The organism is Methylobacterium sp. Leaf117 (assembly GCF_001422985.1).
GTDB lineage: Bacteria > Pseudomonadota > Alphaproteobacteria > Rhizobiales > Beijerinckiaceae > Methylobacterium.
On the sequence record NZ_LMNL01000034.1, the window covers coordinates 19427 to 40336 of the forward strand.

The 20910-nt window shown below is 70.9% G+C and carries 22 protein-coding genes; 8 read left to right on the forward strand and 14 right to left on the reverse strand.

Features of this window, described 5'->3' with window-relative positions:
• Window positions 1-26 precede the first annotated feature (26 nt).
• Both ASF57_RS14650 and ASF57_RS14655 read right to left on the reverse strand, forming a co-directional pair.
• Window positions 27-281 carry a hypothetical protein gene (locus tag ASF57_RS14650; protein WP_056485910.1) on the reverse strand — a complete coding sequence of 85 codons (255 nt, stop codon included), beginning with the start codon at window positions 279-281 and terminating at the stop codon, window positions 27-29.
• Window positions 282-403: 122 nt separating this feature from the next.
• Window positions 404-1195 carry a hypothetical protein gene (locus ASF57_RS14655; protein ID WP_082504134.1) on the reverse strand — a complete coding sequence of 264 codons (792 nt, stop codon included), beginning with the start codon at window positions 1193-1195 and terminating at the stop codon, window positions 404-406.
• 319 nt (window positions 1196-1514) lie between these two features.
• Here ASF57_RS14655 and ASF57_RS14660 point away from each other — a divergent pair, with 319 nt between their 5' ends.
• The 3 genes from ASF57_RS14660 (at window position 1515) to ASF57_RS25830 (ending at window position 3618) form a co-directional block, all read left to right on the forward strand.
• Window positions 1515-1889 (forward strand): hypothetical protein, encoded by a 375-nt coding sequence (locus ASF57_RS14660; RefSeq protein ID WP_056182222.1) that lies wholly within the window; start codon window positions 1515-1517, stop codon window positions 1887-1889.
• A gap of 123 nt (window positions 1890-2012) precedes the next feature.
• Window positions 2013-3113, forward strand: coding sequence for an acyltransferase family protein (locus tag ASF57_RS14665; protein ID WP_056484708.1), 1101 nt, complete (start codon window positions 2013-2015; stop codon window positions 3111-3113).
• A gap of 175 nt (window positions 3114-3288) precedes the next feature.
• The gene (locus ASF57_RS25830) at window positions 3289-3618 is read left to right on the forward strand and encodes a hypothetical protein (RefSeq protein ID WP_156376160.1); all 330 of its coding nucleotides are present in this window, start codon (window positions 3289-3291) and stop codon (window positions 3616-3618) included.
• Between the two features lie 32 nt (window positions 3619-3650).
• On the opposite strand, the gene ASF57_RS14670 is transcribed toward ASF57_RS25830, so the two are convergent.
• A complete protein-coding gene (locus ASF57_RS14670) occupies window positions 3651-3869 on the reverse strand; it encodes a hypothetical protein (RefSeq protein ID WP_056182216.1) in 219 nt (72 codons plus the stop codon).
• A gap of 167 nt (window positions 3870-4036) precedes the next feature.
• On the opposite strand from ASF57_RS14670, the gene ASF57_RS14675 reads away from it, so the two are divergent.
• The 3 genes from ASF57_RS14675 to ASF57_RS14685 all read left to right on the forward strand — a co-directional run bounded on the left by ASF57_RS14675 (window position 4037) and on the right by ASF57_RS14685 (window position 7260).
• Window positions 4037-4360 carry a hypothetical protein gene (locus ASF57_RS14675; protein WP_056484710.1) on the forward strand — a complete coding sequence of 108 codons (324 nt, stop codon included), beginning with the start codon at window positions 4037-4039 and terminating at the stop codon, window positions 4358-4360.
• 87 nt (window positions 4361-4447) lie between these two features.
• Window positions 4448-4897, forward strand: a complete 450-nt coding sequence (locus ASF57_RS14680) for a GNAT family N-acetyltransferase (RefSeq protein WP_056485911.1) — start codon at window positions 4448-4450, stop codon at window positions 4895-4897.
• Between the two features lie 158 nt (window positions 4898-5055).
• On the forward strand, window positions 5056-7260 hold the full coding sequence (locus ASF57_RS14685; RefSeq protein ID WP_056484712.1) for a PBP1A family penicillin-binding protein: 2205 nt from the start codon (window positions 5056-5058) through the stop codon (window positions 7258-7260).
• Between the two features lie 37 nt (window positions 7261-7297).
• Here ASF57_RS14685 and ASF57_RS14690 read toward each other — a convergent pair whose 3' ends face one another.
• The gene (locus ASF57_RS14690) at window positions 7298-8593 is read right to left on the reverse strand and encodes a porin (RefSeq protein ID WP_156376161.1); all 1296 of its coding nucleotides are present in this window, start codon (window positions 8591-8593) and stop codon (window positions 7298-7300) included.
• A 93-nt stretch (window positions 8594-8686) separates the two neighbouring features.
• Entirely contained in the window at window positions 8687-9526 is an 840-nt protein-coding gene (locus tag ASF57_RS14695) for an aldo/keto reductase (protein ID WP_056484716.1), read from the reverse strand.
• A gap of 273 nt (window positions 9527-9799) precedes the next feature.
• Between ASF57_RS14695 and ASF57_RS14700 the strand changes: the two genes are divergently transcribed.
• Together ASF57_RS14700 and ASF57_RS14705 are read left to right on the forward strand one after the other, a co-directional pair.
• Window positions 9800-10873, forward strand: a complete 1074-nt coding sequence (locus ASF57_RS14700; protein WP_056182203.1) for an adenylate/guanylate cyclase domain-containing protein — start codon at window positions 9800-9802, stop codon at window positions 10871-10873.
• Entirely contained in the window at window positions 10870-11352 is a 483-nt protein-coding gene (locus ASF57_RS14705) for a YaiI/YqxD family protein (RefSeq protein WP_056182200.1), read from the forward strand. Before ASF57_RS14700 ends, ASF57_RS14705 begins: the two co-directional genes overlap by 4 nt.
• 16 nt (window positions 11353-11368) lie before the next feature.
• On the opposite strand, the gene ASF57_RS14710 is transcribed toward ASF57_RS14705, so the two are convergent.
• The 9 genes from ASF57_RS14710 to ASF57_RS14750 form a co-directional block, all read right to left on the reverse strand.
• Entirely contained in the window at window positions 11369-11632 is a 264-nt protein-coding gene (locus tag ASF57_RS14710) for a BrnA antitoxin family protein (RefSeq protein ID WP_056182197.1), read from the reverse strand.
• 23 nt (window positions 11633-11655) lie between these two features.
• A complete protein-coding gene (locus ASF57_RS14715; protein ID WP_056182194.1) occupies window positions 11656-11880 on the reverse strand; it encodes a hypothetical protein in 225 nt (74 codons plus the stop codon).
• 304 nt (window positions 11881-12184) lie between these two features.
• The gene (locus ASF57_RS14720; protein WP_056484718.1) at window positions 12185-13114 is read right to left on the reverse strand and encodes a DMT family transporter; all 930 of its coding nucleotides are present in this window, start codon (window positions 13112-13114) and stop codon (window positions 12185-12187) included.
• A 57-nt stretch (window positions 13115-13171) separates the two neighbouring features.
• Window positions 13172-14440, reverse strand: coding sequence for an arsenic transporter (locus ASF57_RS14725; RefSeq protein ID WP_056484720.1), 1269 nt, complete (start codon window positions 14438-14440; stop codon window positions 13172-13174).
• Window positions 14441-14490: 50 nt separating this feature from the next.
• Entirely contained in the window at window positions 14491-15606 is a 1116-nt protein-coding gene (locus ASF57_RS14730; RefSeq protein ID WP_056484722.1) for a metallophosphoesterase, read from the reverse strand.
• Between the two features lie 3 nt (window positions 15607-15609).
• Window positions 15610-16950 (reverse strand): MFS transporter, encoded by a 1341-nt coding sequence (locus ASF57_RS14735; RefSeq protein ID WP_056182181.1) that lies wholly within the window; start codon window positions 16948-16950, stop codon window positions 15610-15612.
• Window positions 16951-17113: 163 nt separating this feature from the next.
• Window positions 17114-18637, reverse strand: a complete 1524-nt coding sequence (locus tag ASF57_RS14740; protein WP_056484724.1) for a hypothetical protein — start codon at window positions 18635-18637, stop codon at window positions 17114-17116.
• 125 nt (window positions 18638-18762) lie between these two features.
• Window positions 18763-20079: an FAD-binding oxidoreductase gene (locus ASF57_RS14745; protein ID WP_056484728.1), complete on the reverse strand. Its 1317-nt coding sequence runs from the start codon at window positions 20077-20079 to the stop codon at window positions 18763-18765.
• 131 nt (window positions 20080-20210) lie between these two features.
• On the reverse strand, window positions 20211-20699 hold the full coding sequence (locus ASF57_RS14750) for a DUF2721 domain-containing protein (protein WP_056182172.1): 489 nt from the start codon (window positions 20697-20699) through the stop codon (window positions 20211-20213).
• Between the last annotated feature and the right edge of the window lie 211 nt (window positions 20700-20910).

Genomic DNA, 20910 nt, shown 5'->3' on the forward strand with positions numbered 1-20910 from the left:
ACCCGGGATCCGACTCTGGTCTGTCCTTAGCCGCCCTGCAGGCTCTCGGCGAAATCGTCTGGGATCTCGCCGAAGCTGCCCAGGATGGTGGCGCTTTCCAGTTCGCCCGTCTCGTCGTCGGCCACGACCTTGATCGCCGCCGTGCCGGGGAAGCGGCCGGCCATCGCCTCGGCCTTCTTCAGGGCGCCGCTCTCCGTCACGGCCACCTCCCGGTCGCCCGGCGAGAGCCGCTTGCGCTTGATCACGAAGGTCTGGACCAGGAACGTCGTCTTGAGGGCCATCATGGGTCTCCACCGGCTCCGCGGCGGAGCGAGCCGGGTCCGGGTGCGGAGCGCACCTAGCACGAAAGCCGCGCGATCCTCACGCGCCACGGACGCACGCCCCGACCGATCGCCGCCCGCGATCACCAGAGGCGTACGAGCCTGTAGCCGGTAATGACGTCGGCAAGATCGATGCCGAGGCCGGCGGTCAGCCGCAGGCTCGCGCGAAAAAGCGGGCGGGTGAAGGCGCCGGAGACCAGGAAGATGCCGAGCAGCACGAGGCTCGAATGCCGGGCCATCCGATCCGCCCAGGTCCATATGCCGGACGGGCGTGATGGGGCGGTCCCGGCCCGGGCCGTTGCAGGGCCTGAGATCCAGGGGCGGACGATGTCGTAACCGTCGAGGCCCGGCACGGGCATCAGGCCGAGGATCAGGGCAGTGCCCTGGAACAGCACCGAGACGGCCAGGGCCGCCCGCAGGGTTTCCGCCGCAGGACTGGCCAGGGCATACAGGACCACGAGCGCGACCAGGAAGGCGAGGCTCATCGCCGGGCCGGCCGCGGCGATCATCGACCGGCGCGCCGGACTCGAAACGCCCTCGGGGGGCACGCCGACCCCGCCCGGAAAGCCGAGCCCGCCCAGGATCGTGAACACGGTCGGCAACAGCATCGTCGCCAGCGGATTCGGCGCGCGCAGCGGATCGAGGCTGAGGCTCCCGGCCGCGGGCAGGCCGCAGAGGCGGGCGGCCTCGGCATGGCCGAATTCGTGCAGGCAGAGCCCCAGCACCCACCCGGCCATCAGGAAGACGAAGGCGGCGCCCGAGCCTTCCATCAGGTCGGCTCCGATCCCGAAGCCCAACCCGCTGAAGATCAGTCCGACCAGCAGCACGTTCGTGCTCAGGCCGATCCACCCCTGTTCCCGCACGCGCCCTGCCATGCCCATCAGTCCGCGCGGCACTCGACCCCGACCGCCGATGCGGATCGCGGGCGGGCCGCACCGCGATGAGCGCGCAGGACCATGCGGGAGGTGGGGGACGGATCGGGGGCTTTCACGCGACGCAACATCGCTGGTGACACGCCAAAGTCCAGTCCCTACCTGCCTGGAAGCTTCGGATTTCCCGGCCCCGCCGCCGGAACACTGCCGATCGTCGGCACCAGGACCTTGTCCGCACCAAGACCTTGTTCGCACCAACACCTCGTCGGCACCAACACCTCGTCGAGCCCAATCCCCCGGCGGGTCTGATCAGGAGGACACCGTGGGACGACGCGCCCGGCTCTGGCGAGAGGACGACCCGACCACGCACGGCTCTCAGGCGAAGCCGGCGGTCATCTGCCCGCTTTGCGAGCGCGCGATCCCGCCGCACGCCAAGTCGAGCCTGCACCATCTCACCCCGAAGCTGAAGGGCGGCGCGCGAGCCGGCACGGTGCGGCTGCACCAGATCTGCCACTCGGCGATCCATGCCCGCTTCAGCGAGGCCGAGATCGCCCGCCGCCTCGCCGACGTCGACGCCTTGCGGGCCGCCCCCGAGATGGCGGAGTTCCTGGCCTGGGTCCGCACCAAGCCCGACGATTTCCACGCCGCGACGCGGATGACCCGCGGGCGCCGGAGCGCCAAGCGCGACCCGCACTGACCGGGACAATCGCCACCGGCTCCTTAACCCCACATTCGGCATGATCCCGGCGCGTTCGGCCGCGTATCCGCCTCCTTAAGGGTCTGCGCCGAAACTGCCCCCCCGGTGGGCAGGGGCGGGATCATGACGGTGGTCGGAGCGGAGCGGCATGCGGGGGTGTCCGCGAAGGAGAGCCACCGGCTCGCCTGGGTGGATGTCGCCAAGGGCCTCTGCATCATCCTCGTGGTGATGATGCATTCGACCCTCGGCACCGGCATCGCGATGGAGGGCGAGGGTTTCCTCCACATTGTGGTGGCCTTCGCGCGCCCGTTCCGAATCCCGGATTTCTTCCTGCTGTCGGGCCTGTTTCTCGGTCGGGTCATCGACCGTGACTGGCGCCTCTTCCTCGACCGGCGCCTCGTGCACTTCGTCTATTTCTACCTCCTCTGGGTGCTGATCCAGTCGGCGGTGAAGTACGGCCAGATCGTCGACGGGGCCGGCCCGGGCGCCTTCGTCGCCCATCTCGCCCAAGCCCTGATCGAGCCCTATTCCACCCTGTGGTTCATCTACCTGCTGGCAGTGTTCTCGGTGCTGACCAAGGCTCTTCGGCGGGTGCCCCTGCCGTGGCTCCTCGGCGGCGCGGCCCTGCTGCAGGTGCTGCCGATCCACACCGGGGCGGAGCTCGTCGATGAATTCTGCGACCGCTACGTCTGGTTCCTGGTGGGCTACCTCTTCGCCGAGCGCATCTTCACCTTCGCCGGTCTGGTGCAGCGCCACGCCCGCACCGCCCTGATCGGGCTGGCCCTGTGGGCCGTGGTCAACGCCGCCCTGGTCTTCGTCCCGACCGGGTTCCGGGCGGTTCCGGTCCTGGCGGCCCTGCCGGGCCTCGCCCTGATCCTCAGCGGCGCGGGCGCCCTCGCGGTCGTCGCCATCGGCGCCCTGCTGTCCCGCACGGGCGGACCGGTGACGGCGGCCCTGCGGGCCTGCGGCCAGCGTTCGATCGTGATCTACCTGGCGTTCTTCCTGCCGATGGCGTTGACCCGAACGCTGATCGTGAAATCCGGGGCGATCACCGACATCGGGCTCGCGAGCCTCGTCGTCACCGTGGTGGCGATCCTGGTCCCGCTGGCCTTCGAGCGGCTCGTGCGCCACACGCGCCTGTCGTTCCTGTTCGTGCGGCCCCGGGCGTTCCACATCGTCGGCGAACGGACGCGGACGGAGGTGGCATCGCTCCGGGCAGTCTGATCCGTCGCGTCGGTAAGGCGCCTGCCACGCCCCTGGGCAAGCCCCCAGCAAGGCCCCGGCAAGCCCCCGGGCAAGCCGGTCGCGGAACGATCCGGACTCCGCCTCGTTCCCGTCACTGCAGCCGCGGCGGAGAACCGAGGCCGCACCGATCAAGGATAGACGACCGGAGGCCCGGATGGCGACGCGACGTCCTGCACCGCCGACGCCCGGCAAGCCGCCGAGACAGGCGTTCGCCGTCCTGTCGCGGCGACGGGCGCTGGCCGTCCTTTCCCTCGCGGGCCTGATCTCCAGGCTCGCACTCCCGGCACCTGCGGCGGCGCAGTACATGGCCCTGACGGCTCCCGCCCCGACACCATCTCAACTCCCGGTACCGCAACCTGCGAGACCAGTCCCGCCGGTGGCCCGCGCGGCCGAGCACGCCTTCAACGGAAGCCTGCCGAACCAGCGCACCGGCCCAAGCCGCCAGCGCGTGGTGCGCGACATCTGCATCGGTTGCGACCGCTGACCGGCCAAGCCGGCAGGCTACAGGCCAAGCTGTCAGGACGGGTCCGACATCTCACGCGCGCTCCGGGTGATGGCCTCGACCATCCCCTGCGACAGGCGCACGAACTGCCCGGTGCCGTGTCCGCGGGTGTCGAGCAGTTCGGCGAAGACCGGCTGAGCCGGCTCGTAGGCGAGGGCGGCGCGCGGGCGCGCCTTGCGGCGCTTCTCCCGCAGGCGGTCGGCAAGGGCGGCAGGTACGAACGGATCGCGCAAGCCCGGCAAACTCCTGATGCGACGGCCCGCGGGATCGGCTCGGGCGAGACGAGCGGGGCTTAGAACCGGGGCGGTTGCCGAGAGCTTAAGAGACCGGCATCGACGCGTCCCCGCGGAACCACCTTCGCGCGGCCGAAGTTTGGTCTGCCAAATAAGGAGAAAACTGAATGTCTGACAGCGTCTTGGCCTCCGTGACGGTTCCGTCCCTCCGGGCCGCCCGTGCAGCGCGGGACCGCCTGTCCCGGGCCGGATTCGCTCGCAACAGCGTCGAGATCGACCGCATCGACGACGAGGCCTTCGCCGTCTCGATCGCGATCCGCCCGGAGAACCAGGCCCGCGCCGAGCGCATCCTGAACGGCTCGCCCCTCGGCAACGACCTGCGCGACGCGGGCCAGGCGGCCATGGGCCGGCTCCAGGATAATCGCGGGCTGGCCCTCGGCTTGGCGGCCCTGGCGGGATTCGCCCTGTACGGCCTGATGCGGCGGGACTGACGCCCGGGCAACACTCGCCCGCCACCATTCCCTCGAAACACCTTGGCTCCGCCGGCGCATCGCCTGCGGGGCAACCCGGAGTCGGACGTGGCGAGCCGTTACGGACTGGAGATCCGGGCGGCGACCGGCGCCGACGCATCGGGCCTGTCCGAACTCCTGCGCGCCGCCGGTCAACGCCTCGACCCCGATCGCCTGTCGCAACGGATCGAAGCCTTCCGGCATGGAACAGGGTCGGCCCTCCTGGCCCTGGAATGGGGTCCCCCCAGCGGTCTCATCGTCTGGCACGCCTACCGATCACTCAACGCGGACCTGCCGACGGCCCTGATCACCACCCTGCTGGTCGGACCGGACGAGCGCCGGCGCGGCATCGGCCGCCTCCTGCTCAAGGCGGCCTCCCAGGCCGCTCGCGCCTCCGGATGCGGCACCATCCAGTTGCTGATCGGCCCGGAGCAGCCAGAACTGACGGCCTTCGGTGCGGCCACCGGCTTCTCCGACATCGGATCGCTCTGGGTCAGGCCGCTCCGCAAGAAAACCTGACGAGAAAGCCTGACGACGAAGCCTGCAGATTCCAAAATTTCCCTGATTTCTCAAAGCGTTGAAAATTCCCCCGGTTAACACCCCTTAAACCCGCCGCAATTACCGTGCGCAAGCAGGGTCGCTCGGATCACGAACGAACCTTGGGGCAGACGGGACGAATGGCGAAGGGACGCGCAGGCGGAGGCAGGGGGGAGCCGAATTTCGACGTGCCCGAGGGGCGCGCCGGAGATCCGGCCGATCTCGACCTGCGCCTCTCGCGGGCCGATCGCCCGGGAGGCGGCGTGGCGCGAGGCGAGTCAGGTTCACGGGGCGGACGGGTTGCGTCGGCCGGCAAGCCCGCGCCCTCCCGCGGGCGCAGCCCCCGCAAGGGGCCGCGCCGGGCGCACCGCTCGATCCTCGGACGGCTCACCTACGTCACGGTGGTCGTGGGACTCTGGGGCGTGATCGGCATCGCCGGCCTCGTGGCCTATCACGCCTCGCAACTGCCGCCGATCGATCAGCTCGCAGTGCCCAAGCGCCCACCCAACATCGCCATCCTGGCCAGCGACGGCTCGCTGCTGGCCAATCGCGGCGAGACCGGCGGCCGGGTCGTGAGCATCAAGGAATTGCCGCCCTACCTGCCGCGCGCCTTCGTGGCGATCGAGGACCGGCGCTTCTACAGCCATTTCGGGGTCGATCCCGTCGGCATCGCCCGCGCGGTCGCCCAGAACATCACCCGGCGCGGGGTGTCGCAGGGTGGCTCGACCCTGACGCAGCAGCTCGCCAAGAACCTGTTCCTCACCCCGGAACGCTCGGCCTCGCGCAAGATCCAGGAGGCGATCCTGGCCCTGTGGCTGGAGCACAAGTACAGCAAGGACGAGATCCTCGAACTCTACCTGAACCGGGTCTATTTCGGCGCCGGCGCTTACGGCGTCGAGGCGGCGGCCCAGCGCTATTTCGGCAAGCCGGCCAAGGCCGTGACGCTGGCGGAGGCGGCCATGCTCGGCGGCCTCGTGCAGGCACCGTCGCGCCTCGCGCCGAACCGCAACCTCCCCGCCGCGCAGGCCCGCGCCGCCCAGGTGCTCGCCGCCATGGAGGAGCTGGGCTTCGCCAAGCCCGCCGACGTCAAGCTGGCGCTCGCGACCCCGGCCCGACCGGCCGGCATCCGCGGCGGCGGCTCGGCCAATTACGTCGCCGACCTCGTGATGGACGTGCTCGACGACTTCGTGCCGAAGTTCGAGAGCGACATCGTGATTTCCACCACCGTCGAGACCGGCCTGCAGGCGGCCGGCGAGAAGGCGCTGGTGGACGAATTGAACCAGAAGGGGGGCCGCTACAACGTCGGCCAGGGCGCCCTCGTGTCGATGAAGCCGGACGGAGCCATCCGCGCCCTGGTGGGCGGGCGCGATTACGCCCAGAGCCAGTTCAACCGTGCCACCACGGCCAAGCGCCAGCCGGGTTCCTCGTTCAAGCCCTTCGTCTACCTGGCGGCGGTGGAGCGCGGCCTGACCCCCGACACGGTGCGGGAGGATGCGCCGATCAGCATCAAGGGCTGGAGCCCGGAGAATTACTCGCGCGACTATCGCGGGGCCGTGACCCTGCGCGACGCGCTGGCGCTCTCCCTCAACACGGTGGCGGTCCGCCTCGGCCAGGAGGTCGGCCCCAAGGCCGTGGTGCAGACCGCGCAGCGGCTCGGCATCTCCTCTCCGCTCCAGGCCAACGGCTCGATCGCGCTGGGCACCTCGGAGGTGACGCCGCTCGAGATGGTCGGCGCCTACGCGGCCTTCGCCAACGGGGGCACCGGCGTGATCCCCTACATCATCGCCAGCGTGAAGAGCGCCGACGGCAAGGTGCTCTACAAGCGCAAGGACGGCGGCCTCGGCCGGGTCATGGACGCCAACGCCGACGCGATGATGAACGCGATGATGCACGAGACCTTCGTCTCCGGCACCGCTCGGAAGGCCGAGATCCCGGGTTGGGATCTCGCGGGCAAGACCGGCACCAGTCAGGATTTTCGCGATGCCTGGTTCATCGGCTACTCGGCCACCCTGGTGACCGGCGTCTGGCTCGGCAACGACGATGGCGAGCCGACCAAGAAGGTCTCGGGCGGCAACCTGCCGGGCGAGATCTGGAAAGCCTACATGACGGTGGCGCTCAAGGGCCAGACCCCCGTGATGCTCCCCGGCGCCAGGAACTGGCGCAATCGGGCTCCCTCCGAGCCGGCCGTGACCAACAGCACGCCCGGCGGCCTGATCGGCGCCCTCCTGGGCGAGCCGCAGGCGGCCGCCCCTTCGCGCCCGACCGCACGCCACGCCGATGCCGGCCACGGCCCGAGCCGCGACGACCGCAACTTCCTGGAGAAGCTGTTCGGCGTCGGCGAGTAGCGCCCGGGCGCCGCTTGCCGCGCCCTGGCCCTGCGCTTCACCAGTAGAGCTGGAACCGGCCGATGAAGGTGTCCGCGTCGAGGGTGCGACCGCCCTGGACGGCGGAGGGGCTGGTATGGGAGCGGACGTAATCCGCCACGATCCGGATGTTGCGGTCGGGATACCAGTTCAGCCCTACCGTGACGTCCCGCTCGATGCCGCCGCGGATTCCGGCATCGTCGAGGTCGATGGCGCTGAAGCGGGTGCCGAGTTCGAACACCCCGATCCCGCCCCGCGAGACCCGGTCGGCTTCCGGCACCTGCACCCCTGAGAAGATCGCATAGGTGGTGCCGTAATCGGGGGCGAGCTTGTAGGCCCGGCCCTTGCCGTTGAGAACGACGCTGGCCTGGATGTAGCCGCCCTGGAAGCCGGCCGACGGCGCCCCGCCGAAGCGGTCGACATCCGTGCGGATGTACTCGGCCTGGACCAGGAACGGCCCGTCGCGATAGGCCGCCTCCAGCCCGATCCGGCGCACCCCCGACGCATCGCGGATGTCACCGGTATCGACGAAGGTGCGCTGGAACAGGAAGGCTTCGGAGCGGCTCGACAGGGCCAGCCCGGACCCGTCGCGGGGCAGGTCGCGCACGCTGCCGGCGAGGCCGAGATGCAGCACGCGGTTCTCCTCGTGGATGACCGCATAGGTGGCGCGTGCCGTGGCGGCGACGCCCTCGCGAGTGACGCCCGTGTTGGCGTTACCGCCGAAGACGCTGGCGACCACCGTCCAGTCCTCGCCGTGCCGGCCGACGGCGAAGCCGAAGTTGCGGGCGGGCGCGAAGGCATCGGCCAGCGAGCGCTCGGTGAAGAGGGTATTGTTGTCGCTGGTGAGCTGATCGAGGCTGAAGGGCTCCTTCATGTTGCCGACGGTCAGCAGGGTGTTCTCGAAGCCCGTATAGGCGGCGGCCGCATCATTGATCGGCCGCATCGGGTCGGCGAAATCGTACTGGAAGGCGAGTTCCAGGCTCTTGCCGAGGGTCAGGTAGCTCTCGATCCACGAGCGCCGCACGGCGAAGTTCTCGGGGAACGGCTCGGGAAACCCGGCTTGGCGGATTCCCGCGACGCCGAAATCGAGCTGCAGCTTGCCGCCGATGCGCAGCTTGGCGACATCGTCCGGGAAGGTCAGGGTGATGCCCTTCTCGTCGATCGTCAGGGTCTCGCCGTTGGGCTGGTACGCATTGCGCGTCTGCGCTCGGGCCTCCTCGGCCGCAGCGGGCGCACCGGCAAGGCAGCACAGCCCAAGACCGAACAATCCAAGATTGTACGGCCCAAGACCGGTCGGACCCAGCCAACGCGCCATCGCTCGCACTCCCTGCATCGACCGGCGGCGCCCTCGGCGCGGACGGTCCGCCCGTGTTAACCTTGGCCATAGGCCATGGGTTCATCCGATGGATTACAGCATCGGCAGGCTACGCGGACGCGGGCCACGCGGAAAAGCCGCGTCCAGCGCCGCGAGATCCTTCGGCGACAGGGTGATCGCCCCGGCCGCCGCGTTCTCCCGCGCCCGCTCCGGCCGCGCCGTCTTCGGAATGGTGAAACTGCCCTCGGCCCGTGTGAGGAACGCGACCGCGACCGCGCGCGAGGTGATCCCGTGCGCCTCGGCGATGCGGGCAAGCACGCGGCCGCCGGGACTGCGCGGGTCCGGAAAATCGCCGCTGCCGAAGGGCGAGTAGCCCACGAGCGCGACCCCGTTGCGCTGGCACCAGGGCAGGACCGCGTGCTCGATGGCGCGCTCCTGCAGGTGATAGAGCACCTGGTTGCAGGCGATCTGCCCCGGCCCGGCGATGGCCAGGGCGGCGTCGAGATCGGCGACATCGAAGTTGCTCACGCCCCAGGCCAGGATCTTGCCGGCTTGCCGCAGGGCGTCGAAGCCCGCGATGGTCTCCGCCAGCGGGTGCCGGCCCGGCCAGTGCAGCAGGTAGGCGTCGAGGCGGTCGGTGCCGAGGCGCTTCAGCGAGCGCTCGCAGGCGGCGACCACGCCCGCGCGGCTGGCATTGCCCGGCACCACCTTGGAGACGAGGAACACCGCGTCGCGCCGGCCAGCGATCGCCGCACCCACCAGGGGCTCGGCCTCGCCGTACATCTCGGCGGTGTCGATGTGGGTCATGCCGGCCTCAAGCCCGGCCCGCAGGGTGGCGATGGCGGCGGCGGGATCGGCCTGGTCGAGGTGCCACGTGCCCTGCCCGACCACCGGGACCGCGCGTGCCGTTCCGCCGAAGGTTCTGCTGCGCATGCCCGTCCACTCCCGTCCTGTTGGGTCCCCCCTACCAACGCGCGGAGGCCACACCGGTCCCCGTTCCGACGGGGGGCGCCACCTTGGCCTTACTCGCGCCATCATGCGACGGTGATCAGAACGCGGTTCGAAGCTCGGCGCGCCAAGGGGCTGCGCCGCCGGCGGACCCATCCCCGAAGGGGTACATCCGTTGCGCAGCGCTGCTCCCTCCCCCATTCCCGCCGGATCGCCGCCGCCGGACCGTGCCGGGGCGCCGCACGGGGGACGCCGCTGATGCTGCCGCAGCACCGCTGGTTCTGGCTCCTCATCCTCATCGCCTGCGGCGGGGCCGGCCTCCTCTACAACGTGCTCTTCGCCGGCGGCGCCACGCCGCTCGCCGGCATGATCTACGGTCTGGCGGTCGGCGGCACGACCCTGGCCTTCGACCGGGGCATGATTCTCGGCGGGCTCCAAGCGCGGATGCGCCGGATGCCGGCCAAGCTCTACGTTCCGGCGGCCGAACTTGCCTACGTGCTGATGATCGCCGCTGGCATGGCCCTGGGCGGACTTCTGGTCTGGGCTCTCGGGCTGACCGACGACGACCTCAGCCACGCGGTGCGGATCACCCCGCGGGTGCTGGCCTACTGCCTCGCGGTCTCGGCGATGCTGGTCTTCGTCATCCGCATGCGCGACCTCATCGGCGGCGAGGTGTTCGTGAACTTCCTCGTCGGGCGCTATCACCAGCCGGTGCGCGAGGAGCGGATCTTCCTGTTCCTCGACGTCGTCGGGTCGACGGCCTTCGCCGAGACCCATGGCGACCTGAAGGCCCAGGCCTATCTGGGCGCGGTCTTCGCCGCGCTCGCGGAACCGGTGCGGCGCAATTCGGGCTCCATCGACGATTATATCGGCGACATGGCGATGATCACCTGGCCCATGGCCCGTGGCCTGAAGGACGCGCGCTGCGTCGCCTGCGTGTTCGACGTGATGGATCGCCTCGAAGCCGAATCCGAGGCCTGGATGGCGCGGTTCGGCACCGTGCCGCGCCTGCGCGCGGCCCTGCACGGCGGATCGATCGTCACGGCGGAAGTCGGGGTCGACCGACACAAGATCGCGTATTTCGGCGACGCCGTGAACGTGACCGCGCGGATCGAATCCCTGTGTCGCCCCCTCGCCACCGAGATCCTCGTCTCCGACGACCTTCTGGCCCGGATCACCCGCCTGCCCGAGGGCATCCGCGCCCGGTCCCTCGGGGCCCATGCCCTGCGCGGGCGTGGACAACCGCTCAGCGTCTCAACCCTGGAGCGGGTGCCGGCAGCGGTCGCGATGTTGGACGAAACGCCCCTCGCCCAGAGCGTCGCCGCCCAATGACCGACGCCGCCCCGCCCAACCCGATCGTGGTCTACATCGATGCGGATGCCTGCCCGGTGAAGGACGAGACCTATCGGGTCGCCGGCCGCTACGGGCTCCACGTGTTCGTGGTGGCCAACAGCTTCATGGCCCTGCCGCGGGAACCCTGGATCGAGCGGGTGGTGGTCAGCGACGGCTTCGATGCCGCCGACGATTGGATCGCCGAGCGGGCGCGGCCGGGAGCTATCGTGATCACCGCGGACGTCCCGCTGGCCAGCCGCTGCGTGAAGGCGGGGGCGGAGGTGATCGGCCCCAACGGCAAGCCGTTCAGCGAGAGCGGAATCGGCATGGCGCTGGCCACCCGCAACCTGATGCAGGACCTGCGCGAGGCCGGGGCGATCACCGGCGGCCCGAAGCCGTTCTCGGCCCGTGACCGCTCCGCATTCCTCGGCGTCCTCGACCGCACGGTGATGCGGCTCAAGCGGGGCGGGTTCGGCTGAGCCGGCTTGGCGTCGGCTACAGGCCGGCGGCGCTCTTCAGGGCCGCGTTGATCCGATCCTGCCAGCCCGGGCCGTCCTTCTGGAAATGCTCCAGCACCGCCCGATCGAGGCGCAGGCTCACCATCTCGCGGGCACCCGGCACCGCAGCGCTCGCGACGCCGGCGACGGGCGCCACGGCGGCCGGCTTGGCGACCTCGGGTGGCTTGGTGGTCGCGGCCTTGAAGGCCGCCTCCGCGGCCTGTCGCGGGTCGCTCGGGCGACGAGAGCGATCGAATGCCATGGCTTCTTCTCCGCCGGATCGTGTCAGGAGCGCTTGCGCTTGGGGGCGGCCGGCGGAGCCGCGGCCTTCGCCTCGGCCTCGGCCGCTTCCTTGGCGAGACGCAGGGCACGCAGCTTCACCGTCCGCTCGTCCACGGCCTTCACCGAAGCGATGTGCTCGGCCATGGCCTGGGCGCCTTCCTTGGCCATCCGCTCGGCACGCTCGGCACGCTCCTCGGATCGGGTCCGGGCGTCGGTCTCGTCGCTCATTGCATTCCTATCCTTGAACCCTCCCGCACGCGCGCAGCGCAGCGTCCTGACTGTCGGACGGCGCGGCCGCGTGGGCGGCTCGACGCGCCGAGGTCCGGCGACCGATGGGGTCGTGACGCGCGCCGGATGACGCCGGAAACGGCGATCGGGCGGCACGAGAGGCAGTCCACACACCCTTGACGCGGATCGGCTCCGGGCGGGATCGTCGAAGCTTTAGCACGCCGGGGGCCGAAAAGGCCAACGTTACCCGGTGGGTGCAACCGTTTGTCCTCAAGCTTCGCGCTTGGGAATACGCAGGCGGGCCTCAGAACACAGAGATGAGGACGATGCCCGCAACCATGAGGGCGGCGCCGCCGAGGCGAGCCGGGCCAGCCTTGACTTGCTTCATGCCGACCCAGCCGAAATGGTCGAGGGCCACCGAGGTCAGCAGGTTGGCGGTGATCAGCAGCCCGTTGAAGGCGCCGGCCCCGACCTTGTCGACGAACAGCAGACCGCCGAACACCGCCACGGCACCGGTGATGCCGGCGAGCGGCATCCACCAGCGCACGCCCGCGACGTCCGTCTTCGTGGGCAGGGGCGTCGGGCGCAGGAGGAACACCAGCACGAACACGAACACGACCGGCAGGAACGAGACGGTGGCGGCCAGCCAGGGGTTCACGAGGGCGCCGCGCAGCTGCGCATTCCACACCACGCCGACGGCCTGCAGGATGCCCGCAACCACGATGAACGGGTAGAGCAGCTTCGGATTGAGGCCATGGCCTTCGCCCTTCGCGCCGCCCTTGTCGGCGGTGGTGCGGGCGATGAAGAACACCCCGATGGCCATCAGCAGCCCGCCGAGCCAGGGCATCGGCTTGAAGCCGCCGCCCTGGAGCCCGAACAGGCCGAACGCATCCATCGCCAGCGAGGCCAGGATGTTGGCGGTCAGCGTCAACCCGTTGAAGGGCCCGGCCCCGACCTTGTCGATGAAGGCGAGGCCGCCGAACACCGCCACCGCGCCGGCGACACCCCCGAGCGGCGCATACCAGGGCATCCTGCCCAAGCTCTCCAGGGTGGGGAGCGGCGTCGGCATTACCAGGAACAGGGTGGCGAACACGAAGACGATGGGCAGGAACGAGACCGAGGCGGCGAGCCAGGGGTTCACGAGCCGGCCGCGCAGCTGCGCGTTCATCGAATTGCCGAGCGCCTGCAGGATGCCGGCGACGAGAATGAAGGGATAGAGCAGGGCGGCGTTCACGGGGAGCCTTGGGCTGGATAGCGCGGGTCGGACGAGGGTGGATCGGACGGCAGGGAGTCAGACGAGGAGCAGCCCGGCGAGCGCCAGCAGCAGGGCCGGCGGCATCACCAGCAGGCCGAGCTTGAAAAAGCGCCAGAAGCCGACATCCTGGCCCTCGCGGCGGATCGCGGTCAGCCACAGGATGGTGGCGAGCGAGCCGGTCACCGACAGGTTCGGGCCGATATCGACGCCGATCAGCACCGCGCCCGCCACCGTGTCGGGCACGTGGGCGGTCTGCACCGCGGCACCGGCGATCAGGCCGGCGGGCAGGTTGTTGACGAGGTTGCACAGCACCGCGATCAGGGTGCCGGCGCCCCAGGCGGTCTCGGTGGGCGCGGCCGAGGCGGCCTGCTTCAGCGCATCGGCGATCATCCTCAGGACGCCGGTGGTCTCGAGCGCCTCGACCAGCACGAACAGGCCGGCCACCAGGGGCAGCACGCTCCAGGACACGTCCTTGGCGACCTCCACGAAGCCGCCGCGCTTCATCAGCAGCACCGCCGCGGTGGTCAGGCCGCCGGCCACGAAGGTCGGCAGGCCGAGGTCGAGCCCGAGGGCGGAGGCGCCGATGAGCACGCCGCCGGTCGCCACGATGCCGAGGCCGGCGACGAGGCCGGTCCGCGACAGGGGCACGGCCGCGACATCCGTCGCGACCTGCTGGGTGCGCAGGGCGGCGTTCTGGGTCAGCCGAAGGGTCACGTAGGTGGCGACGATGGCCAGCGCCGAGGGCAGCGCGAACATCGCCAGCCACTGCGTCAGCGGCGGCATGTGCTCGGCGAAGACCACCAGGTTGGCGGGGTTCGAGATGGGCAGAACGAAGCTCGCCGCATTGGCGATGAAGGCGCAGATCAGCAGGTAGGGCAGCGGGTTTTCGACCTTGGCGGCCTTGGTGGCGGCGTAGACCGCCGGGGTCAGCACCACCGCGCAGGCATCGTTCGAGAGGAACACCGTCACGACCGTGCCGACGATGTAGATCAGGGTGAACAGCCGGGTGGCCGAGCCCTTGGCCGCCCGCACCGCGATGCCGGCGAGCCAGTCGAACAGCCCCTCCTTCCGGGCCACCTCCGACATCAGCATCATGCCGACGAGGAAGAGGTAGACGTCGGTGCCCTTGAGGACGCCCTCCCAGGCGGTCCCGGCGGGCATCAGGCCGAACAGCACCAGGGCGGCCGCCCCGAGAACGGCCCAGACCGCCTCCGGCCAGGAGAACGGCCGGGTGATCACCCCGAGGGTGGCCAAGCCGGCGATGGCCCAGGTGGCAAGGTTCGGGGTCAGCGTCAGCGCACCCATCGGAATTCGACGTCCTTGAGAGAGAAGCGTTCAGGCGCGGCGGGTGCGCGTCACCAGTGGCGCCCATTGCGGTTCGGGCCGAGCTGGGTCCCGAGAATTCCCCGGTCGGGCCAGGCGCCGACGGAATCGGCGTCGCTGCCGAGCCCCTTCGAGCGGACCAGGGCGGCGGCATCGCCCGCCGGCTCGATGCGGTCCTCGCCGACGCCGCCCTCGGCATCCTGGGCGCGGACGGTCAGGCGGCTTCCGCCGGCGGGCCAATCGACGGTCGCGCGGAAGCGGCGCTCGCCGTCGCCGCGCTTCATCGGACGCCAGGGGCCACCGTCGAGGCTGAATTCGCAGACCGCGATCCGGTTGGCGCCGAGCACCAGGGCGCGGATCTCGGTCGGTCCCGCGACGATGTGGTCCTCGGCATGGGCGAGGCGCCGGTCGGCCGGCGCAGTGATCACCACGAAGGGCCAACCTGCGGCGAGTTCCTTAAAGCGCCAGCTCACCACGCCCCGGTCGATCGCCGAGATCGTATAGCCGACCGGTCCCTCTTCAATCTGTCCCGTCGAGCGGGTGGCCGCGTAGATGGTGCGGCCGTCATTGGCGAGCTCGTTGTAGTGGGTGTGGCCCATCTCCACGAGGCGGATGCGCGAGGCGTGAACCAATTCGGCCACCGCCTTGGCTTCCCCCTCATCGGTCAGGTCGGCCGGATAGCTGTGCATGAACAGGGCGCAATCCCGGCCCTCCGCCTCGGCGGCGGCGACGGCCCGCCGGAGCCAGGCCAGCTGATCCGGCCCGAGGCGAAAGTCGGGGCCGCCCGTCCCGGGTCCGCACATGTCGAGGAACAGGCAGCGGGTTCCCGAGACCGTGACGCCATAGGGCAGGCGCGGGGTGCCGAGCCCGGCATAGAAGGCCTCGAGGCTGCCGCCCTCGCGGTCGTGATCACCGGTGATCACGTGGACCGGCCTGCGCAGCCGATCGAGCTGGGTCCGCACCAGGGCGTATTGCTCGAGCGTGCCGTTGTCGGCGTTGTCGCCGGGCAGGTAGACGAAATCGAGCCCCTCGACGGCATTGAGCTGGTCGACGATGGCGGCGAAGTCCCGGGCATTGTCCGCCTCCGCGCCGGTGAGGTGCAGGTCGCCGATATGGGCGAAGGCGAGGATGTCGTCGGAGGCGGACACGGGTCAGGCCGCCGGGGACGGGATCGGCGACGGACCGCCGCCGCCGGTGCGCGCGGCGCCGGGTTCGTAGCCGTAGGTCTCCGGCATCGCGAAGAGGTAGAGGGCGAACCCCGCCGCCGCGATGGCCGCGAGGGCCAGGAAGGCGGTGGAATAGCCGGCCGAGACGATGATCAGGCCGGCGAGCGTGGCGCTCAGCGCCGCGCCGAGGCTCTGGGCGGTGGCGACCGCCCCTTGCGAGACGTTGAACCGGCCCGTACCGCGGGTCAGGTCGGCGACGATGACGGGGAAGAGCGCGCCGTAGATGCCCGCGCCGATGCCGTCGAGAAGCTGGACGCCGACGAGATAGAACGGATTGTCCGACAGGGTGTAGAGTACGCCCCGCACCGCCAGGACGCCGAAGGCCGCGAGGAAGATCGGCTTGCGCCCGATCGCGTCGGCCTTGGCCCCGACGAACACCGCCACGGGCACCATCACCAGCTGCGCGGCCACGATGCAGATGGCGATCAGCGAGGTGGCGTTGTCCTTGCCGGACAGCTTGGTCAGCAATTGCCCCACCGAGGTCAGCATGGCGGCGTTCGACAGGTGGAACAGGGCGGCGAGCACCGCGAAGAGCAGCAGATACCGGTTCTTCAGAAGGGCCGTGAGGCCCGAGGGCTCCTCCTGCCCGTCCGTGCGCGCCTGCGTCTCGGTCTGGTCGAGGCCCCGGGCGAGATCGTCGTCGATGGCCTTGGCCGGCACCATCAGCATGGCGCCGATGCTGCAGACGGCGAGCAGGGCCATCAGCCAGAACACCACGATCGGGCCGAAGAAATAGGCGGTGCCGCCCGCGATCGCCGCCGAGGCAGCGTTGCCCGCATGGTTGAAACCCTCGTTGCGGCCGATGCGCTTGGCAAACAGTTTCGGGCCGACGACCCCAAGGGTGATGGCGGCCAGCGCCGGCGGGAAGATCGCCCCGGCGATGCCGGCGACCGACTGCGTGGCGGCCACCACGTAGAAATTCGAGATGAAGGGCAGCACCAGACAGCTTAGCGTGACCGCGACGGCCGCCGCGATGACGATGGCGCGCTTGTGATTGGTGCGGTCGATGAGGGCGCCGGCCGGCGTCTGCGCGATCAGGCCGGCGATGCCCGCGATGGTCATCACGAGGCCGGTGGTGGCCTCGTTCCAGCCCTGGTCCGGCCCCCGCACGGCGATCAGGTAGATCGCGAGGTAGGGTCCGAGCCCGTCACGCACGTCGGCGAGGAAAAAATTGAGGGCATCGAGCCCACGCAGAACCCCGGTCGAGGGCGCCCGCAAGGAGCCCCCGGGCGTGGTCGAGATGTGCGAAGACGGCGTCTCGGCCATGGAGGGGCCCTTCCGGACGTTCGAGCAGGACGAAACACGGACGGGGGAACCCGGTCCGCGACGACGCTGCCCAAAGCGCAGCTTCGAACCATTGTTCCTGGCCGACGGATTAAACTCTCCGTGATGACGTGCCGCAGATCGGCGAAGCGATCCTTGCGGACCCTCAGGGGCTCGCCCGGACGCGTCGACGGACGCGGCCGGCGCCATCGATGAATTCGAAGGCCGGGCTGCGGTTGAGCGTATGCAGTCCGGTGCCTGGAAAGCGCGGGCCGGGGCGCAGGATCATCTCGACGCTCTGGGCGTAGCCGCCGTCATCGAGGCGCTGGATGCGCGCGAGGCCGAGGGCCTCCCCATAGCTCGACCGGCAATCCTGCACCGGCCGGAACAGGGTTCCGTTCCGTTCGACGATGCGCCCGGCCGACCGGGCCGCCGCGATGTCGATGAGCACGGGGTTCTTCGGATGCGGCGTCCAGGGCCCGCGAAAGTCCGGCGCCGACCACAGGTGCAGGCTGTCCGAATACGAACCCCAGGCGGCGAAGGGGCCATCCTGCTCGCCGTCGTCGCGCACGGTGGCGAACAGCCACCAGCGCCCGCCGTGGCACAGGAGCGTCGGGTCGCTGGCGTTGAGGCCCGCGATCAGGGTCGCCTCCCGGACCCAGCCGCCCGGAAACGCGGTGGCCCGATAGAGGTCGAGGGTGCCGGTGGCGCCGCTCTCCGGCACCATCCAGTGGGCGCCGGCCGCGGCGAACACGAAGGGGTAGGACAGGTGATGGCGCGCCTCCAGCACCGGCACCGGCGTTCCGAGCGGCCCCGCTGGGCCGAAACGCACCGCCGAGATCACGCCCTTCTGCAAGGCGTGGCTGTAATCCTCGACGAACAGCACCGTGCCCTCGGCATCGGCGATCGGAAACGGATCGGCGTAGAAGCGCAAGCCGTCATCCGGCAGGGTGTGCCAGCCGGTTTCGGGATGCGCCCGCAGGTCGATCAGGTCCGGCCCCGACAGGGCGCGCCAGCCGACGCGCCAATGCGGCGCCCGGGTCACCAGCGACTGGAGCCGGCGGCCCGCCATCCGGGTACAGGTGCGCACGGCGCGGGCGGCGAGATCGAGCGCCGTGAAGGATGCCGGCGGCGGGGCGCGGGCGGGGCCTCCCTCGGGGGACAGGCACGGACCCGATCCCGCGAGGGCGGCCAGGATGAGGCTCGTGGTGCGCACGAGGGCATCCTCGAAGGCGGTGAGCATGACGCCGCGCGCCTCGGTGCCGACCCGGCCGGAAGCCACCACGCGTACGCCATCGGTCAGGCTCACCACCGGCGCCGTGCCGGCCAGGAGGGCGGCGAGAAGGGCGGCCTCGCCGCAGACGCCGTCATAGGCGAGGCGCCAGACCGGCACCCCGGCGGGCGCCTCGACGTCGCCGCACAGGTCGAGGATCAGGTCGGGCGCCCCAGTGGCCGGGCCGGCGACGGCGTCGAGATCCGCCCGTGGGATGGGCTGGGACGGCCCGGTCCCCGGCAGGCGCCGCAGCAGGGATTCGAGGCGGAACAGCAGTACGGCGTTGGCCGGAAGGGCGCCCGGCCCCGGCGACGCATCGAGCAACACCGACAGGCCCGGACGGCGCAAGATGCGTTCGATCAGCCGGAGGTGCCAACGGCGGCACAGGCCCCCGTCGAGGCGAACGCTCAGGCGCATGGAGACCGGTGTCCTCGGACGAGGAAGGGACGCGTCGGCTCGGAATGGGGCCTCCCGCGAGGGCCGTCAATCCACGCGGGGGCCGAGCGAGGTCCGGAAGCGAGCGGCCGGACGGTCGAGGCGCCCTACGGCCGGGCCATGGCACCGTCCGGCTGCGGCGGCCGCCGGCGCGGCCAGCCGAGCAGGCGCTGCGGTGCGAAGGGCGCGACCGGGATAGCGGGTTCGCACCCGGTGGCGAGGTCGGCCACCAGCCGGCCGGTGATCGGCCCGGTGGAGAGGCCGATATGGCCATGGCCGAAGGCGAAGATCAGGCCGCGATGGCGGGGGGCGGGGCCGATCACCGGCAGGCCGTCGGGGGTCGAGGGGCGCGCGCCCATCCAGGGCCGGTTGTCGAGATTCGCGCCAAGGCGCAGCGTCCCGGCCGCCTCCCGCGCGGCGGCCTCGATCTGGACGTAGTCGGGCGGCGCCGCGCGGGCATTGAGTTCCACCCCGGAGAGCACCCGCACCCGCCCCTCCCCCATCGGGGCGATGATCGAGCCGGCGCCGGTGTCGAGCACCGGCCGGGTCAGCGCCGGGCTGTCCGGATGGAGTGCGTAATGGGTGTGGTAGCCGCGCTCCGCCGCGAAGGCGAAGCGATAGCCGAGGCCGCGGGCGATCTCGCCGGAGGCGGCTCCGGCCGCGAGCACCACCTGACGCGCCCGCACCGCGCCCTCGGCGTGCCGCACCTGCCACCCGTCTTCGGTCGGCTGCAGGCCGGTGGTCACCATCCGCAGGCTTCGTCCGCCGAGGTCGGCATAGAGCTGTTGATAGGCCTCCATCAGGGCGCCCGGATCGCTGACGGCGCCGGTCTCCGGCAGGAGCATCCCGTGCGCGTAGGCGCGGATCAGCGCCGGCTCCGCCTCCCGGACCGCCTCGGCATCGAGCAGGTCCACCGCGACCCCGTGCCGGGCCAGGATCGCACGCTCCAGGGCGGCGCCGGCGAAGGCCTCGGGGGTGCGATAGAGCTTGATCCAGCCGCAGCGGCGGATGAGGTGGCCGGCCCCGGCCCGCTCTGCCAGGCCGAGATGCTCGGGCAGGGCCGCGCTGGTCAGGGGGACCAGGGCTGCGGCGGCCCGCTCCCAGGCGGAGGTCCGGGCGGAGGCCAGGAAATGCGCCGTCCAGGGCAGCACGCGGGCGACATGAGTATGGCGCAGGCGCAGGCCCCGGTCGGCGTTGCGCAGGTAGGTCGGCAGCTTGGCCCAGAGCGCCGGGCTCGACATCGGGAAGATCGAGCCCCGGCTGACCACGCCGGCATTGCCGTAGGAGGTTCTGGCCCGCGCCTCGCCGGGGTCGCACAGCAGGACGTCGAGGCCCCGGTCGCGCAGGGCGATCGCCGAGGCGAGCCCGACCATGCCGCCTCCGATGACGATGATGTCCGCCTTCGTCGTCTGCTCGACCGCCATCGAAAGGTCCCGGAAATTCCTGCCTGTCCGGGCCGGCGGCCCGATCGCCGGACCGCGTTAGCAGGCGCCGGGCCGGTGATCGAGACGGCCTCGGCGCAGGACGCCCCGCCGCCCGGCGCATCCCGGGCCGATCAGCCGCGTCGGGACGAACCCGGATCGCCCGCCTGCTCCTGCTGGCGGTCGACCTCGTCCCGGATGCCGCGCCCGGCCATCAGGATCTCGACCAGGAAGGCACAGACCGCCGCCACGGTGCAGACCAGGGCGATGCCGAAACAGGCGAAGAGGATCGAGGCCGTCGCGGCGTCGCGCAGCGCCCCGACATACAGGGTCAGCACGGCGATGCCGGTCATCGCCGCACCGGTCGATGCCAGCACGACGGCCGCGTCCAGGACGAAGGAGCGCCGCCGCAGGTACGACATCTGGCGGGTCAACCGGACGGTCTCGCGCGCATCCGCGTCCCTCAGGCCGGCGGCGGCGGCATCGACCTTGTCGGCGACGCGCCCGAGTCGGGTCGAGAAGACGTTCAGCAGGGTGGCCAGCGCCGTCAGCAGGAAGGCCGGCGCGAGGGCGATCTGGATGACGTGGGCGATGTCGTCGGGAGCAACGGGAACGGCGGACATGGACGCCTGATAGGCCAAAGCGGCGGGCGCCGGAATACGGGCGCCCCGGCGGAGGTATTCACGCGCGCGGCCCCATGCTCCGCTGCTTACGCTGCTCCTCGGGCCGCACTTCGTGCAGCTCCGCGACCGGCCTCCCGGAAGACGGGCTGCCCGGAGCGGGACATCTTCGCCTGTCTCATACTTAACCAAGCCGCTCAACTCGCGGCCGGCT

Coding starts and splice junctions, on each gene's coding strand:
- ASF57_RS14650 (WP_056485910.1), bottom strand. CDS start 281: ATGGCCCTCAAGACGACGTTCCTGGTCCAGACCTTCGTGATCAAGCGC.
- ASF57_RS14655 (WP_082504134.1), bottom strand. CDS start 1,195: ATGGCAGGGCGCGTGCGGGAACAGGGGTGGATCGGCCTGAGCACGAAC.
- ASF57_RS14665 (WP_056484708.1), top strand. CDS start 2,013: ATGACGGTGGTCGGAGCGGAGCGGCATGCGGGGGTGTCCGCGAAGGAG.
- ASF57_RS25830 (WP_156376160.1), top strand. CDS start 3,289: ATGGCGACGCGACGTCCTGCACCGCCGACGCCCGGCAAGCCGCCGAGA.
- ASF57_RS14675 (WP_056484710.1), top strand. CDS start 4,037: ATGTCTGACAGCGTCTTGGCCTCCGTGACGGTTCCGTCCCTCCGGGCC.
- ASF57_RS14685 (WP_056484712.1), top strand. CDS start 5,056: ATGGCGAAGGGACGCGCAGGCGGAGGCAGGGGGGAGCCGAATTTCGAC.
- ASF57_RS14690 (WP_156376161.1), bottom strand. CDS start 8,593: ATGGCGCGTTGGCTGGGTCCGACCGGTCTTGGGCCGTACAATCTTGGA.
- ASF57_RS14695 (WP_056484716.1), bottom strand. CDS start 9,526: ATGCGCAGCAGAACCTTCGGCGGAACGGCACGCGCGGTCCCGGTGGTC.
- ASF57_RS14700 (WP_056182203.1), top strand. CDS start 9,800: ATGCTGCCGCAGCACCGCTGGTTCTGGCTCCTCATCCTCATCGCCTGC.
- ASF57_RS14705 (WP_056182200.1), top strand. CDS start 10,870: ATGACCGACGCCGCCCCGCCCAACCCGATCGTGGTCTACATCGATGCG.
- ASF57_RS14710 (WP_056182197.1), bottom strand. CDS start 11,632: ATGGCATTCGATCGCTCTCGTCGCCCGAGCGACCCGCGACAGGCCGCG.
- ASF57_RS14715 (WP_056182194.1), bottom strand. CDS start 11,880: ATGAGCGACGAGACCGACGCCCGGACCCGATCCGAGGAGCGTGCCGAG.
- ASF57_RS14725 (WP_056484720.1), bottom strand. CDS start 14,440: ATGGGTGCGCTGACGCTGACCCCGAACCTTGCCACCTGGGCCATCGCC.
- ASF57_RS14735 (WP_056182181.1), bottom strand. CDS start 16,950: ATGGCCGAGACGCCGTCTTCGCACATCTCGACCACGCCCGGGGGCTCC.
- ASF57_RS14740 (WP_056484724.1), bottom strand. CDS start 18,637: ATGCGCCTGAGCGTTCGCCTCGACGGGGGCCTGTGCCGCCGTTGGCAC.
- ASF57_RS14745 (WP_056484728.1), bottom strand. CDS start 20,079: ATGGCGGTCGAGCAGACGACGAAGGCGGACATCATCGTCATCGGAGGC.
- ASF57_RS14750 (WP_056182172.1), bottom strand. CDS start 20,699: ATGTCCGCCGTTCCCGTTGCTCCCGACGACATCGCCCACGTCATCCAG.